Annotated in this window: 15 protein-coding genes and 1 tRNA gene; 8 read left to right on the top strand and 8 right to left on the bottom strand. The window is 29.1% G+C overall.

The features are described from left to right. Positions 1-70 precede the first annotated feature (70 nt). The 3 genes from proS to rpsT all read left to right on the top strand — a co-directional run bounded on the left by proS (position 71) and on the right by rpsT (position 1,976). On the top strand, positions 71-1,543 hold the full coding sequence (gene proS / locus QM495_RS08105) for a proline--tRNA ligase (RefSeq protein ID WP_408671604.1): 1,473 nt from the start codon (positions 71-73) through the stop codon (positions 1,541-1,543). An 84-nt stretch (positions 1,544-1,627) separates the two neighbouring features. Next, positions 1,628-1,699 (top strand) — tRNA-Glu (locus QM495_RS08100). Between the two features lie 25 nt (positions 1,700-1,724). Continuing rightward, a complete protein-coding gene (gene rpsT / locus QM495_RS08095; RefSeq protein ID WP_408671603.1) occupies positions 1,725-1,976 on the top strand; it encodes a 30S ribosomal protein S20 in 252 nt (83 codons plus the stop codon). Between the two features lie 82 nt (positions 1,977-2,058). On the opposite strand, the gene rodA is transcribed toward rpsT, so the two are convergent. The 7 genes from rodA to QM495_RS08060 form a co-directional block, all read right to left on the bottom strand. Further along, positions 2,059-3,336 carry a rod shape-determining protein RodA gene (rodA, locus tag QM495_RS08090; protein ID WP_408671602.1) on the bottom strand — a complete coding sequence of 426 codons (1,278 nt, stop codon included), beginning with the start codon at positions 3,334-3,336 and terminating at the stop codon, positions 2,059-2,061. After that, positions 3,326-5,182, bottom strand: coding sequence for a penicillin-binding protein 2 (mrdA, locus tag QM495_RS08085; RefSeq protein WP_408671601.1), 1,857 nt, complete (start codon positions 5,180-5,182; stop codon positions 3,326-3,328). Before mrdA ends, rodA begins: the two co-directional genes overlap by 11 nt. Next, positions 5,183-5,689, bottom strand: coding sequence for a rod shape-determining protein MreD (gene mreD, locus QM495_RS08080; protein WP_408671600.1), 507 nt, complete (start codon positions 5,687-5,689; stop codon positions 5,183-5,185). Beyond that, the gene (gene mreC, locus QM495_RS08075; protein ID WP_408671599.1) at positions 5,682-6,512 is read right to left on the bottom strand and encodes a rod shape-determining protein MreC; all 831 of its coding nucleotides are present in this window, start codon (positions 6,510-6,512) and stop codon (positions 5,682-5,684) included. Before mreC ends, mreD begins: the two co-directional genes overlap by 8 nt. A gap of 22 nt (positions 6,513-6,534) precedes the next feature. Next, positions 6,535-7,563: a rod shape-determining protein gene (locus QM495_RS08070; RefSeq protein WP_408671598.1), complete on the bottom strand. Its 1,029-nt coding sequence runs from the start codon at positions 7,561-7,563 to the stop codon at positions 6,535-6,537. Between the two features lie 54 nt (positions 7,564-7,617). After that, the gene (purH, locus tag QM495_RS08065) at positions 7,618-9,144 is read right to left on the bottom strand and encodes a bifunctional phosphoribosylaminoimidazolecarboxamide formyltransferase/IMP cyclohydrolase (protein ID WP_408671597.1); all 1,527 of its coding nucleotides are present in this window, start codon (positions 9,142-9,144) and stop codon (positions 7,618-7,620) included. 303 nt (positions 9,145-9,447) lie between these two features. Further along, entirely contained in the window at positions 9,448-9,900 is a 453-nt protein-coding gene (locus QM495_RS08060; RefSeq protein ID WP_408671596.1) for a GAF domain-containing protein, read from the bottom strand. Between the two features lie 40 nt (positions 9,901-9,940). Between QM495_RS08060 and xrtF the strand changes: the two genes are divergently transcribed. The 5 genes from xrtF (at position 9,941) to QM495_RS08035 (ending at position 13,742) form a co-directional block, all read left to right on the top strand. Beyond that, a complete protein-coding gene (gene xrtF / locus QM495_RS08055) occupies positions 9,941-10,471 on the top strand; it encodes an exosortase family protein XrtF (RefSeq protein ID WP_408671595.1) in 531 nt (176 codons plus the stop codon). Positions 10,472-10,473: 2 nt separating this feature from the next. Further along, positions 10,474-10,923: an exosortase F system-associated membrane protein gene (locus QM495_RS08050; RefSeq protein ID WP_408671594.1), complete on the top strand. Its 450-nt coding sequence runs from the start codon at positions 10,474-10,476 to the stop codon at positions 10,921-10,923. Between the two features lie 64 nt (positions 10,924-10,987). Further along, positions 10,988-11,458: a heavy metal-binding domain-containing protein gene (locus tag QM495_RS08045; protein ID WP_408671593.1), complete on the top strand. Its 471-nt coding sequence runs from the start codon at positions 10,988-10,990 to the stop codon at positions 11,456-11,458. Positions 11,459-11,604: 146 nt separating this feature from the next. Next, positions 11,605-12,576, top strand: coding sequence for a hypothetical protein (locus tag QM495_RS08040; protein WP_408671592.1), 972 nt, complete (start codon positions 11,605-11,607; stop codon positions 12,574-12,576). Between the two features lie 5 nt (positions 12,577-12,581). Continuing rightward, a complete protein-coding gene (locus QM495_RS08035; RefSeq protein ID WP_408671591.1) occupies positions 12,582-13,742 on the top strand; it encodes a DUF3179 domain-containing protein in 1,161 nt (386 codons plus the stop codon). 90 nt (positions 13,743-13,832) lie between these two features. Here QM495_RS08035 and groL read toward each other — a convergent pair whose 3' ends face one another. Then, positions 13,833-15,470, bottom strand: a complete 1,638-nt coding sequence (groL, locus tag QM495_RS08030) for a chaperonin GroEL (RefSeq protein ID WP_408671590.1) — start codon at positions 15,468-15,470, stop codon at positions 13,833-13,835. Positions 15,471-15,472 lie beyond the last annotated feature (2 nt).

Below are 15,472 nucleotides of genomic sequence, written 5' to 3'. Positions count from 1 at the left end.
AATAACTAGTTTTGTCGAAATTAGTATTTTTTAATATAAAAGATGCAATATTTATGCCAAACCTTTAATTATGAGCAAGAAATTAACAAAGAGAGAAGACGACTATTCTAAATGGTATAATGAATTAGTTGTAAAGGCAGATTTAGCTGAAAATTCAGCAGTAAGAGGTTGTATGGTTATTAAACCTTACGGTTATGCTATTTGGGAAAAAATGCAAGCTGAACTAGATAGGATGTTTAAAGAAACAGGCCATGAAAATGCTTACTTTCCATTATTTATTCCAAAATCATTTTTAAGTAAAGAAGCTGCTCACGTTGAAGGTTTTGCAAAAGAATGTGCTGTAGTTACTCATTATAGATTAAAAACAGATGAAAAAGGAGGTATTGTAGTTGATCCTAGTGCTAAATTGGAAGAAGAACTTATTGTACGCCCAACCTCTGAAACAATTATTTGGGACACTTACAGAAGATGGATTGAATCTTATAGAGATTTACCTTTGTTAATAAATCAATGGGCAAATGTTGTGAGATGGGAAATGCGTACACGTTTATTTTTGCGTACTACTGAATTTTTGTGGCAAGAAGGGCATACGGCTCATGAAACATCAAAAGAAGCAATAACAGAAACTAAATTGATGGTAGGTATCTATGCTGAATTTGCAGAAAAGTTTATGGCAATGCCAGTAATAAAAGGATTGAAAACTGAAAGCGAACGCTTTGCAGGAGCTGTAGAAACCTATTGTATTGAAGGTTTAATGCAGGATGGGAAAGCATTACAAGCTGGAACTTCACATTATTTAGGACAAAATTTTGCGAAAGCTTTTGATGTGAAATTTACATCAAGAGAAGGAAAAAGAGAATATGTATGGGCAACATCTTGGGGAGTCTCAACTCGATTAATGGGTGCTTTAATTATGACGCATTCAGATGATTTAGGATTAGTACTTCCCCCAAACTTAGCGCCAATTCAAGTAGTAATTATTCCTATTCATAGAAATGATGAACAATTAGATGCTATTTCAGAAAAAGTAAATGAAATAGTTAAAGAATTGCGTAAAAAAGGAATTTCAGTAAAATTTGATAGCAGAACAACCTACAAGCCAGGTTGGAAATTTGCAGAGTATGAATTAAAAGGTGTGCCGTTAAGAATTGCTATAGGACCAAGAGATTTAGAGCAAGGAACACTTGAAATTGCACGTAGAGATACATTAGAAAAGAAAAGTATTTCTCAAAATGATGTTGTTAATTACGTAGAAAAAACATTAGAAGAAATTCAAAATAATTTATTTAATAAAGCTTTAAATTATAGGGATACACATATTACTGAAGTAGATACATTTGAGGAATTTAAAGATGTATTGAAAAACAAAACAGGATTTATTTCAGCTCATTGGGATGGGACAACTGAAACAGAAGATAAAATTAAAGAGTTAACAAAAGCGACTATAAGATGTATCCCTTTAAACAATAAAATAGAGGAAGGAAAGTGCATTTTTACTGGGGAGAAATCAACTCAGAGAGTTTTATTTGCAAAAGCATATTAATTTTTAAAAAAAAGTTTTGCAGATAAGAAAATAGTTGTATTTTTGCATCCGCAATGGCAGAATACTGTCGTTGTAAAAAGTAACGGTCCGTTCGTCTAGGGGTTAGGACGCATGGTTTTCATCCATGTAACAGGGGTTCGATTCCCCTACGGACTACAAGAAATTAATTAAAAAATTAAAAATGGCAAATCACAAGTCAGCATTAAAAAGAATTAGAAGTAATAGCGTTAAGCAATTAAGAAACAAATATCAGCATAAAACAACTCGTAATGCTGTTAGAGATTTACGTGCTACTACTGAGAAAAAAGAAGCTGAGGAATTATTTCCAAAAGTAGTTGCGATGCTTGATAAATTGGCGAAGAACAATATTATCCACAAAAATAAAGCAGGTAATGTAAAATCTAAATTAGCGAAGCACGTAGCTGCTCTTTAATTTATATTTATTTTATATGATACAAAAGCATCCTATAATTAGGATGCTTTTTTGCGTTTTAATGAGAAGTTTTTGGATTAATTTACCATTCGTAAGAGCGGTTTGCATCTAGCCTTATAAAAATAAAAAGTAATACAGTAAAGCCCCAAAGTGCTGAGCCTCCATAGCTAAAAAAAGGAAGAGGAATTCCAATAGTAGGTAATAAACCTAAAACCATTCCAATATTTATTGTAAAGTGAGTGAAGAAAATAGCAGCAATACTATAGCCGTAAACTCTACTAAATTTAGATTTCTGTCGCTCTGCAATATAAATAATTCGCAACAAAAAGAAAATAAATAAAAGTATTACAGCAGAACTTCCTATAAATCCCCATTCTTCACCAACTGTTGTAAAAATATAATCAGTTTGTTGTTCAGGTACAAAATTACCCTGAGTTCTTTCACCATCTAAAAATCCTTTACCGGTTAATCCTCCAGAAGCTATAGTTGTAACTGATTGATTTGTATTATAACCTATACTTTTAATATCTTTTGTTTTACCTAATAAAATATCAAACCGATCTCTATGGCGTTGTTCAAATACTTTATTAAAAACAAAATCTACACTAATTATAAATAAAGCTGAAACTACATAAACACCTAAAATTTTCAACCAACCTTTTTTTAGTGCTTTTTTTCTATAAAAATTAAAAAAGAGAAGTATTAAAATAAATACGAATAAAGAAGCAATAAGTATATTGATAAAACCAAAATATAGAGTAAGTACAAATAAAATAACTGCCACAAAACCAATTGTTATATAGTAAACAGGTAAACCTTCTCTGTATAATACAAAAATAAATGCAGAATAAACTAATGCTGATCCGGGATCAGGTTGTAATGTAATTAAAATTGCAGGAAAAAATAAAATTAAAAGAGCTTGTATTTGAGTATTGATTTTTTTTAAATTGAATTGTTTGTCACTAACTAATTTAGCAATAGCTAGTGCTGTTGAAGCTTTAACAAATTCTGAAGGTTGTAAACTAAAGCCACCAAAATCATACCATGAAGTTGCTCCGTTAATATTTTTACCAATAATAAAAAGGCCAATTAATGAAGTTAAGCCAACTAAATATAAAATTGAAGCATATTTTTCGTAAAACTTAGCATCAAAAAATAATAGTAGAATAATAATTGGAAAGCTTAAACCAATCCAAATAAGTTGTTTTCCATATTCAGTAGATAAATTAATTAAATTAACAGTATTTTCACTGGTAGTTGCTGAATAAATATTAATCCATCCTATAAAAATTAACATGAAATAAAAGAGGATAAGTACCCAATCAATTCCGAAAAAAATATTTTTTTTTCTAATTCTCAATTTCTAATGTTTTATTAAGTTGTTTGTTGTATTCATCTTGCAAACTTCCATTGAACATTCGTTTTTCTACCCATGGCCTAATTGTTTTTCCAGTTAAATATTTTTCAATCATTAAACTAGCAATTGGACCAGCCCAACGGGAGCCCCAATAGCCATTTTCTACAAAAATAGCAATGGCAATTTTAGGATTATCTTTAGGTGCGAAAGCAATAAAAATGGAGTGATCTTGCCCGTGTGGATTTTCGGACGTTCCTGTTTTTCCACAAATTTCAATCCCTTTAACTTTAGAAGAGTGTGCGGTACCCCTTGGATTTTCAAATACATTAAATAAGCCTTCAATTATAGGTTCAAAATGTTCTTTAGTAATAGTAGTATGTTTTAGCGTTGTAAATTGAGAATTTAATTCTTGGTCTTTAATGTTTTTTACGATATGTGGAGTGTAAAAAGAACCTTTATTTGCGACTATCGCTGTCATATTTGCTAATTGAATAGGAGTAGTTAAAACTTCTCCTTGACCAATTGCATTTGAGATACTGTATGTAGCAGTCCAATTTGTTTTTGGATACCAACGGTTATAAAATGCCCCATTAGGTATTAGACCTTTTTTACCAACAGATAAATCATTATTTAAGTAATTTCCTAAACCAAAACTTTTTACATGGTTACTCCATACGTTCATGCCTTCAGTTGGAGTAGGATATTTTTCAATTACTTTTCTATAGGCATTTGCAAAATAACTATTGCAAGATCTGTAAATGGCTTTATCTAATGCAACAGGACTTCCGTGTGTTCCGCAGTGACATTCCATGAATGCATCCTTATTATTTCCATATCTGTATCCTCCAAAACATTTTATTGTTGTTTTAGTATTTATTACATTTTCTTGTAAAGCTATAAGTGCATTAATTATTTTAAAGGGTGAACCAGGAGGGTATTCTCCTTGTAGACCTCTATCTAACAAAGGGGTGTTTATAGTGTCTAAATATAGTTTTGTAAAATTTTTAGATCTTTTCCTTCCAACCATTAAATTTGGATTGTAAGTTGGGGTAGATACCATGGCTAATATTTGTCCGGTTGATGGCTCAATAGCTACAATTCCACCTCTTTTATTAATCATAAGTGCTTCGCCATATTGTTGTAATTTTGAATCTATTGTTAGAGTGATGTCTTTACCAGGAATTGGAAGCGTGTCATAAATTCCATTCTTATAAGGACCAATTTCTTTATTAAATCTATTTCTCTGAATATATTTAACTCCCTTTTTGCCTCTTAAAACTTCTTCGTATGTTTTTTCAACTCCTGCAGTTCCTATTAATTCACCTAATTGATAATATGGATTTTTTTTAATTAAGCTTTCATTTACTTCACTAATATAGCCTAAGACATTTGGAGCTGAATTAATAGGGTATTCTCTTAGTGAGCGCTTCTGAATGTAGAAACCTTTAAATTTATACATTTTTTCTTGCAAGTATGCATAATCATCTTTAGAAATTTGAGTTAAAAAAGTGGAAGGAATTCTTGTAGAATACTTTTCAGCTTGCTTTAAATTTTTTATAAAAGCTTTTTTATCTAACTTAAGTAGTGTGCAGAATTCAGTAGTATCTAAAGTTTTTACTTCTCTTGGGATTACCATAATATCATATGATAATTGGTTTGCAACAAGTAAAATACCATTTCTATCATAAATATAACCTCTTTCAGGATAGTCATATTTTACTTTTACAGCTGAATTATTTAGAGTGGGTTTATTATATGAATTATTTATTACTTGTAAATAAAAAAGGCGAATTATATAAACTATCCCAATAAAAATAATTATAAAAGATAATAAGCCTGTTCTTTTCATTTATTTCTTTTTAACAAATAATAAAATTCCTAAAATACTTACAATTATAGTAAATAAACTTGTGAAAAAAGTATTTGAAATAACAGTTATTAGATCAGTAATGCTAAAGTATTCAAGAAAAAAAACTATAAAATGATGTATAATAGTTAACGTAGCTATATATATAAATATTTTATCAATAGAAATATCTCTTAAATTAAATAGAAAATAATCAAAATCAGATTTTCTTAAAACGGTTTTTAAAATAGGTAGTCTAACAAAGGCAATAAATAATGTTGCAGCTGCATTAATACCTCCTGAATCTGAGAAAATATCTATTGAAAGTCCAAGTAAAAAACTTGCTATTAAAAAGAATCCTTTTTCCTTTTTAATAGGAAATAAAAACACCCAAACAATATATACCATAGGGTTTAAATACCCAAATAAGTTTATATGATTTAAGATTAATACTTGTAAAAGTACTAAACCTATAAAGCGAATACTATTTGAAAATATTGAATTATTCATTAGCATTTTCTTGTTCTAATTTTTTTTGTTCACTTTTTTTAAGATTTTTAATAACTTGAACATAACCAATGGCACTCATATCATTAAATAATGAAATATTTATTAGTTTGTATTTATTGTTTTCAAATTTAAAATCTTTAATAACACCAATATTTATACCTTCGGGAAATATTGCAGATTTTCCGCCAGTGATAATTGAATCTCCAATTTTAATAATTGCTTGCCTAGGAATATCTGTAATTTGTATAATATTATAATTTTCACCATCCCAAGCTAAAGTACCATAATAATCACTATTTTTAAGTCGTACATTTATTCTTGAATTATTATTCAAAATTGAAATAATTGTGCTAAAATTTGAAGATACATTTTGAATAACACCAATAATTCCAGTACTATTTATAATTCCCAAATCGGGTTCTAATCCTTGGTTACGACCTTTATTAATTGTTAAATAATTGTTTCTATTTGTAAAATTATTATTAATAACTTTTGCTGAAGAATATTCATATTTTTGAAAATATTCTAAAGTATCAATAACAGTGAAATTATCATTTAAAGAATTAAATTTTTGTTTATCTAATAGATTTTTTAGGTGAGTATTCTCTTCAATTAAAAGCTTGTTTTCATCCTTTAAAAGAAAGAATTCATGGATATTATTCATTTTATTATAAAATCCACCACTAATAGAATTAGCAGAATTTATAAATTTACTTGAATGATATGAGTGATGTTGAATTGTAAAAATTAAAGCTAAAGTTTCTAACAATATAAACAGCAGAAAGTATCTAAATTTCTTGATAAAGTAAATTAATTGCTGCATACATTAATTATAGAAGTTTAAACTATTTCATTAATACATTTTGGTATTTTTCAATATCTTTTAATGCAATACCAGTTCCTCTAACAACAGCTCTTAAAGGATCTTCAGCAACATAAACTGGTAAATCAGTTTTTCTAGATAACCTTTTATCTAAACCTCTTAGCATAGATCCACCACCAGCTAAATAAATTCCTGTATTGTAAATATCAGCTGCTAATTCTGGAGGAGTTTTTGATAATGTTTCCATCACAGCGTCTTCAATTCTTAAAATAGATTTATCTAAAGCTTTTGAAATTTCTCTAAAGGAAACTTGAACTTGTTTTGGCTTCCCACTTAATAAATCACGTCCTTGAACCAACATATCTTCTGGTGGAGTTTCTAAATCTTCAGTAGCAGCGCCAACCTGAATTTTAACTTTTTCAGAAGTTCTCTCACCTATATATAAATTGTGTTGTGTACGCATATAATATGTAATATCGGAAGTAAAAACATCACCAGCAACTTTTACAGATTTATCACAAACAATACCTCCTAAAGCAATAACGGCAATTTCAGTAGTTCCACCACCAATATCAATAATCATATTTCCTTTAGGCTGCATAATATCAATTCCAATACCGATGGCTGCAGCCATTGGTTCATGAATTAAGTAAATTTCTTTTGCATTCATATGTTCGGCAGAATCAATTACTGCACGTTTTTCAACTTCAGTTATACCAGAAGGAATACAAATAACCATACGTAACGATGGTGAGAAAAAACGTTTTTTAATGTTAGGAATATTTTTAATAAACTCCTTAATCATTTGTTCTGAAGCTTCAAAATCTGCAATTACACCATCTTTTAGTGGGCGAATGGTTTTAATATTTTCGTGGGTTTTCCCTTGCATTAAACTGGCCTGTTTTCCAATTGCTATAATTTTCCCTGTACTTCTGTCTCTTGCTACAATTGAAGGAGAATCAACAACAACTTTACCATCATGAATTATTAATGTATTTGCAGTACCTAAATCAATGGCAATGTCTTCAGTCATAAAGTCGAAAAAACCCATACGATATTAATTATTTTTAAATTTTAAAATTGGAATTTCACAAAGTTACTAAAATTAGTGTTTAAAATGACGCGTTCCTGTAAATATCATCGACATTTTATGTTCGTTACAATAATCAATAGATAATTGATCTTTAATAGAGCCTCCTGGCTGAATAACTGCATTAATACCAGCATTGTTTGCAATCTCTACACAATCTGGAAATGGGAAAAATGCATCACTTGCCATTACAGCTCCATTTAAATCGAAATTAAAATGAGTAGCTTTTGTAATTGACTGATTTAAAGCATCTATGCGGCTAGTTTGGCCAGTTCCACTTGCGCAAAGTTGTTTATTTTTCACTAAAACAATAGTGTTTGATTTCGTGTGTTTACAAATTTTTGATGCAAAAAATAAATCTTCTAATTCATTGCTTGTAGGTTTCTTTATTGTTGAATTACTAATAATGCTTGCATTATCAGTTTTATTATTTTTATTTTGGAAAAGCACACCATTTAAAGCAGTTCTGTATTGAGATGTTGGCATTTCAATATTTTTTTGAATTAAAATAATTCTATTCTTTTTACCTTTTAGTATTTCTAAAGCTTCATTAGAATAACTTGGTGCAATTACAACCTCACAAAATAGCTTATGAATTTCTTGTGCAGTTTCAGTATCAATTTCTTTGTTAGCTATTAAAACACCCCCAAAAGCTGAAGTTGGATCGCCAGCTAAGGCACCTAAATAAGCTTGTTTTAAAGTTTCTCTTTGAGCTAAACCACAAGCGTTATTGTGTTTTAAAATAGCAAAAGTTGGTATGTCATTTTTAAACTCGTTAATTAAATTTACAGCTGCATCAACATCTAATAAATTGTTGTAAGAAAGCTCTTTACCGTGTAATTTATCAAAAAGACTATCTAAGTCACCAAAGAAATATCCTTTTTGATGCGGGTTTTCTCCATAACGTAGAGTTGAAACGGTATCAAAACTTTCTCTAAAAGCAAGTTCATTAGTATTTAAAAATTTGAAAATGGCATTATCATAATGGCTTGAAATTGCAAATGCTTTTGCTGCAAAATTTTTGCGTTGTTCAATAGTTGTTCCACCATTGTTATCAATCATTATTTGTAAAAAGTTAGTGTATTGGTTCATTGAGGAAACGCAAATAACATCTTTAAAGTTTTTTGCTGCTGCTCTAATAAGCGAAATACCACCAATATCAATTTTTTCAATAATATCTTGTTCTGAAGCTCCACTAACAACTGTTTTTTCAAATGGATATAAATCAACAATTACAATGTCAATTTCAGGAATTTTGTATTCATTTAATTGAGATAAGTCGTTTTTGTTTTCACGTCTTGCTAAAATCCCTCCAAAAACTTTTGGATGTAACGTTTTTACTCTTCCTCCTAAAATAGAGGGATATAAAGTTAAATCTTCAACAGGTATTACATTTATCCCTAATTTTTTAATAAATTCTTCCGTTCCGCCAGTAGAATAAATGGTAATTCCTAGTTCATTTAATTTTTCAACAATTGGGGCCAAACCGTCTTTGTGAAATACAGAAATTAGTGCAGTTTTCGATTTTTTAAACGAATTCATAAATTATGTTGTTAGTTTACGCAAAGCTAATAATTATCAGCAGCTTAACAACATAAAAAATATGTAAATTTTATTTTGGACTCTTAATTTTTTCGTAGAAATTTTCTACCATTTCGCTATAATTTTCAGAAGAATTAGTATTTCTTTTTTTGTTAAATAGCTTACTCAATAGCGATTTTTTTTTGAAGCTTAGTTTAGTAAATGGGTTATTTTTTTGGGGTAATTTAATCATTCGATATAAAAATAAAAACTTAAAATTTTAAAGATCCATAGCGAAATTTTGAAAAGCAAAAGTAAACTTTTTTATAGTAATTGAGCAACTTTTTCGCAAACAAATTCTAATAATAATTTATCATTTTTAGTAAATGGATTAACGGTGTGCGAATCAATATCTATTTGTCCTATATTTATTTTATTTACAAATATGGGAATCACAATTTCACTTTTCACTTTAAAGCCGCAAGAAATATAATTATCTTGTGTTTCAACGTTTGGAACTACAAAATTTTGATTGCTTAAAGCTACTTGTCCACAAATACCTTTTCCAAACGGTATTATTACATGTTCTGTTGGTTCACCAGCAAATTCAGCTAGTTTTAATTCTAATTTATTTCCATTTTTAAAATAAAACCCAACCCAATTATAATAGTTAATTTCTTTTTTTAATAAATTACAAATAGATTGTAGTTTCTCTGATACGGTGTTTTCTTCATTAATAAGTTTTATAATCGATTCTTTTAAATGAGAGATGTTCATATAAATTTGTAGTTTTATGCAAAATTAAAATTCATTTTGAGTGCAAAGTAATAAAACTGTAGTATTATTTTTAATTAAATTTTTTGGAGTTTATATATTGCTGTTTTTAATTTATTCAGTTTATTTAAACAAAACCCAAAGTACTTCTGGTGTATTTGCATGCGCACCAATAACTAAAACAGTTGCTAAACAAACTCAATATTTATTGAATACTATTGGTTATAATTCGATAATTGAGCAACATACAGAGGAAGTTTCGGTTAAGCTATTTGTAAATAAAAAATTTGTAGCTCGTATTATTGAAGGATGTAATGCTGTAAGCATAATTATATTATTCATCTCGTTTATTATTGCCTTTTCAAGTAATTTTAAAACAACATTTTTATTTATAATTGCTGGAAGTTTACTTATTTATTATTTAAATATTTTTAGAATTACAATAATAGCAATTGCTTTATACGAGTTCCCTCAATATCAATATATTTTACATGATATTATATTTCCATTAATTATTTATGGAATTACTTTTTTATTGTGGTTTGTTTGGGTAAAGAAATTTTCAAAACTTTAAAAATGAAACAAATAATTCAAATTGCACTTATTGGGCTATTGGTTTTTATGTTAATTTCTATAAGAGTATTTATACAGCCATATTTTTATGATCCTTTAATTGAATATTTTAAAATGGATTATCTTTCTAAGCCAATTCCAGAAATGAATTTAAAAGTTTTTTTTCTGAATATATTTTATAGGTATTCATTAAATTCGGCTATTTCACTAGCTATTATATATTTAGGTTTTAAAAATTTAAAAAGTATTAAGTTCTCTTTCAAAATTTATGTAATTGCTTTTGTAATACTGTGTGCTATACTTTTTATATTGTTAAATTTTAGTTTAAACTTAGATTATAAGCTTATTTTTTATGGGAGAAGATTTTTAATTCATCCCATTTTATTGCTAGTTTTACTACCTGCTTTTTATTATCAAAAGTTAAAAAGTAAAAATAATAATCAAAATTGTTAAAAGTTTATAAAATAACTATCAATTTTTACTATTTTAGTCGACTATAAATAAAAAAATCAAAATAATGAAAAAAACAATTTTTGTATTTGCAGCAATCTTCTCATTTGCTATACTATTTACGTCATGTAAAGAAACTAAAAAAGAAGAAGCTAAAGAAGATGTTAAGATTGAAAGTCATGAAGGTCATGACCACGATTCAAAAGAAATGTCATCAACAGATGTTTATCAATGTCCAATGGATTGTGAAAAAGGAAAAACGTATGACAAAGCTGGATCTTGCCCTGTTTGTAAAATGGATTTAAAAGTAAAATCTGTTGACAATAAAGACTTGAAGAATACTGTAGTTTGTAATTGTAAAAAAGGAGGAGAATGTACTTGTGCTCCCGGAGAATGTAAGTGCGGAGATAAAGTTGCTTCTAATAAAAAGGCATGTGCAAAATGTGCACCAGGAGAATGTAAGAGAGGGAGTGAAGTAGCTATAAAAAAAATGGAATGTACAAAGTGCGCTCCAGGAGAATGTAAATGTAAGGCTTAACATAAAGGAAAGCCAATATTAGATTATAAAAGCCACTTAATTTTTATTAAGTGGCTTTTCTCTTTTACACTAAACAATTTGAATACTTTTTAATTTCAGTAAGGAATCCTTTTCTTATACGACTTTTAGTAAAATAAAAGCAATCAATGGACTTAAAAATAACCTCATTATTGGTGTTAGTTTTTTTATCAAATTTTATAAATGCACAAACGTGCTGTTCTGGAGGAATACCTCTTTCAAACAATATTGGTTTAGCTATTTTATCAAAAGGAACTACTCAAATTGGTGTCTCTTATGATTATAATAACCTAAATACCCTTAACAATGGGGATGAAAAACTTGATGATGACTCAAGGTTAAGGATAACACATTCTGTACTGGCTAATATAAGTTATTCGATTTCAGATAGATTTTCTGTAGAAGGATTATTTACTTGGGTTAATCAAAGAAGAAAAATAACACAATTTGGAAATGAAAATTTAGATCAAACATCAGGTGTTGGAGATGGTCTTTTGCTATTGAAGTATAGTTTTCCAAATTTGATTGGTGAAAATACATTTGTAAATGTTGGATTTGGATCAAAAATTCCTTTAGGGTCTTCAACTCAAAAAAGTAATCAGGGAATAACACTTAATGCAGATTTACAGCCAGGGAGTAATGCTTGGGATATTATTTATTGGTCATCAATTTCAAAAAGTTTTAATTTTAGGCCTTCTTTTAATATTTCATCAAGATTTATTTATAGAAGTACGGGAACCAATAATTCATATTTTGGAGATAGTACTTATAAGTTTGGTAATGAAATTCAGGCCTTTTTAGGGTTTTCAGATCAGTTTTTGGTTTTTAAAACTACAGTTTCTCCAAGTATTTCTTTTAAATATAGGAATGCAATTCAGGATAAAATAGGGGGATTTGATTTAGATAATACAGGTGGAGATTGGGTGTCAATTATTCCAAATTTTTCAATAAATATTAAACCTAATATTGTGTTTTCTGCTAAGGCTGAACTGCCTATTTACAGTAATGTTGATGGTACACAACTTACCCCAACTTATAGAATTACTTCAGGAATTTTATTCACAATAGCACCAAAAAAAGAACTATTAATATTAAATTAAATATTATGAAAGTAAAGAAATTTTATGTAATTATTATGGTATTGTTTCTTATCGCTTGCGGTGGAAATTCAACAGATTCTTTAGATTTAAATTCATCAGGATCTGGAGGTAATACGGGAAATAACACAGGGGATAATTCTGGAAGTGGCTCTGGTACAAATTCAGGAGGAAATAATTCTGACAATTCAGATTCAAATGCAACTTCTCAAGATTGGTTGATACCAATTTCAGAAGTAAAAGATGGAGGGCCAGGGAAAGATGGAATACCATCTTTAGATTTTCCTAAATTTTTATCAATTGGTGAGTTTGGTGCTGATTATTTAAATGATAATGAATTGGTTGTAGGGATTGTTAAAGACAATGAAGCTAGAGCGTATCCACATAAAATTTTAGATTGGCATGAGATTGTAAATGATAATTTAAATGAAAAATTTATTACCATAAATTATTGCCCTTTAACAGGAACTGCTTTTGGTTGGAGGAGTAATTCAAGAGGTGAAAATACAACTTTTGGAGTCTCAGGATTGTTGTATAACACCAACCTTATTTTATATGATAGAAATACGGATAGTAATTGGTCTCAATTAAAATTAAAATGTGTAAATGGAAACCAAATTGGTCATGAGCCCGTGTTGGAAAGTGTTGTTGAAACAAATTGGGGAACATGGAAAAAGCTATATCCAAACACGAAAATTTTAAGTTTAAAAACAGGATTTTCAAGAAATTATGATAATTATCCGTATGGTGATTATAAAACAAATAATGACTTTTTTATTTTTACAGCATCTCCTTCAAATAATGCTTTACCTAATAAAGAAAGAATATATGCAATTATTGGTGATGGTGTTTCAAAAGTTTACCAATTTCAAAAGTTTACTAACGGAAAAGTAATTAATGAACTTTTTAATGGAAAAGAATATTTAGTCGTTGGAAATGAAAATTTAATATACTCATTTGAGTTAAATGAAAGTCAACTAGATTTAGCTTTCGAATATGACTTTAATAATTCAGAAGTTTTTTTCAAAGATAATGAAGGGAATAAATGGTCTGTTTTTGGTAAGGCTATTGAAGGGCCTAGAACTGGTGAACAATTAAAAGCTAGTAAATCTGTGGTGAGTTATTGGTTTGCTATTGCAGCCTTTTATCCAAATCCGGAGATTTATTAAGAATAATCTTATCGTAATTAATACTTAAAAATAAAAAAATCCGATGCTAATAAAATAACATCGGATTTTTTTATTTTTAAGTATTAATTTTTACATCATTCCTGGCATTCCACCACCCATTGGAGGCATTCCAGCTCCAGCAGGAGAATCTTCTTTAATATCAACTAATGTACAAGCTGTAGTTAAAATCATACCTGCAACAGAAGCTGCATTTTCTAATGCAATTCTAGTTACTTTGGTTGGATCAATAATACCTGCTTTAAACATTTTAGTGTATTCATCAGTTTTTGCATTATAGCCATAATCACCTTTACCTTCTATAACTTTAGCAACTACAACAGAACCCTCACCACCAGCATTTTCAACAATTTGGCGTAATGGTTCTTCAATAGCTCTTTCTAAAATTTTTACTCCAGTAAGTTCATCTAAATTATCGGTTGTTATAGTTTTAAGTATTTCTTTAGTTCTAACCAAAGCAACACCACCACCAGCAACAATACCTTCTTCTACCGCAGCACGTGTTGCGTGTAAAGCATCATCAACTCTATCTTTCTTCTCTTTCATTTCAATTTCACTTGCGGCACCAACATATAAAACGGCAACACCACCAGCTAATTTAGCTAAACGTTCTTGTAATTTTTCTTTATCGTAATCTGAAGTAGTTGTTTCAATTTGAGCTTTAATTTGAGCTACTCTTGCTTTAATAGTATCCGCATTTCCTGCACCATTTACAATGGTAGTATTGTCTTTATCAATCGTTATTCTTTCAGCAGTACCTAATAAGTCGAGAGTTGCTTTTTCTAAAGATAAACCTCTTTCTTCTGAAATTACTGTCCCACCAGTTAAAATAGCGATATCTTCTAACATTGCTTTTCTTCGGTCTCCAAATCCTGGAGCTTTTACAGCAGCAATTTTAAGTGCACCACGTAATTTGTTCATTACTAAAGTGGCTAAAGCTTCACCTTCAACATCTTCTGCAATAATTAATAATGGCTTTCCACTTTGTGAAACTGGTTCTAAAATTGGTAATAAATCTTTTAGGTTTACAATTTTCTTTTCAAATAATAAAATGTATGGATTTTCTAAATCTGTTAACATTTTATCTGCATTGGTAACAAAATAAGGAGAAAGGTATCCTCTGTCAAATTGCATACCTTCAACAATATCTACGTAAGTTGAAGTTCCTTTTGCTTCTTCAACGGTAATAACACCTTCTTTACCTACTTTTTGAAATGCTTCGGCAATTAAATCACCTACATTTTCATCATTATTTGAGGAAATAGAAGCTACTTGTTTAATTTTATCGAATTTATTTCCAACTTCTTGAGATTGTGCTTGTAAATTTTTAACAATTGCTATAACAGCTTTGTCAATTCCACGTTTTAAATCTAACGGATTAGCACCTGCCGCAACATTTTTTAATCCTTCTTTTACAATTACTTGTGCTAAAATCGTAGCAGTTGTAGTTCCATCACCAGCTAAATCGTTGGTTCTAGATGCTACTTCTTTTACCATTTGAGCTCCCATATTTTCTAGAGGATCTTCTAATTCAATTTCTTTAGCAACGGTAACACCGTCTTTTGTAATTGCTGGTCCACCAAAGGATTTACCAATAACTACATTTCTACCTTTTGGTCCTAAGGTTACTTTAACTGCATTTGCTAAAGCATCTACGCCGCGTTTTAAACCGTCACGTGCTTCAATATCAAAAATTATATCTTTTGCCATTT

The organism is Lutibacter sp., assembly GCF_046055765.1.
GTDB lineage: Bacteria > Bacteroidota > Bacteroidia > Flavobacteriales > Flavobacteriaceae > Lutibacter.
Note: the sequence above shows the minus strand (reverse complement) of the source record. Positions and strands in the feature narration are given on the sequence as shown.

What these genes read in the sequence shown, in the direction of transcription:
- proS (WP_408671604.1), top strand. Translation starts at nt 71, where the DNA reads ATGAGCAAGAAATTAACAAAGAGAGAAGACGACTATTCTAAATGGTAT.
- rpsT (WP_408671603.1), top strand. Translation starts at nt 1,725, where the DNA reads ATGGCAAATCACAAGTCAGCATTAAAAAGAATTAGAAGTAATAGCGTT.
- mrdA (WP_408671601.1), bottom strand. Translation starts at nt 5,182, where the DNA reads ATGAAAAGAACAGGCTTATTATCTTTTATAATTATTTTTATTGGGATA.
- mreD (WP_408671600.1), bottom strand. Translation starts at nt 5,689, where the DNA reads ATGAATAATTCAATATTTTCAAATAGTATTCGCTTTATAGGTTTAGTA.
- mreC (WP_408671599.1), bottom strand. Translation starts at nt 6,512, where the DNA reads ATGCAGCAATTAATTTACTTTATCAAGAAATTTAGATACTTTCTGCTG.
- QM495_RS08070 (WP_408671598.1), bottom strand. Translation starts at nt 7,563, where the DNA reads ATGGGTTTTTTCGACTTTATGACTGAAGACATTGCCATTGATTTAGGT.
- purH (WP_408671597.1), bottom strand. Translation starts at nt 9,144, where the DNA reads ATGAATTCGTTTAAAAAATCGAAAACTGCACTAATTTCTGTATTTCAC.
- QM495_RS08060 (WP_408671596.1), bottom strand. Translation starts at nt 9,900, where the DNA reads ATGAACATCTCTCATTTAAAAGAATCGATTATAAAACTTATTAATGAA.
- QM495_RS08050 (WP_408671594.1), top strand. Translation starts at nt 10,474, where the DNA reads ATGAAACAAATAATTCAAATTGCACTTATTGGGCTATTGGTTTTTATG.
- QM495_RS08045 (WP_408671593.1), top strand. Translation starts at nt 10,988, where the DNA reads ATGAAAAAAACAATTTTTGTATTTGCAGCAATCTTCTCATTTGCTATA.
- QM495_RS08040 (WP_408671592.1), top strand. Translation starts at nt 11,605, where the DNA reads ATGGACTTAAAAATAACCTCATTATTGGTGTTAGTTTTTTTATCAAAT.
- QM495_RS08035 (WP_408671591.1), top strand. Translation starts at nt 12,582, where the DNA reads ATGAAAGTAAAGAAATTTTATGTAATTATTATGGTATTGTTTCTTATC.
- groL (WP_408671590.1), bottom strand. Translation starts at nt 15,470, where the DNA reads ATGGCAAAAGATATAATTTTTGATATTGAAGCACGTGACGGTTTAAAA.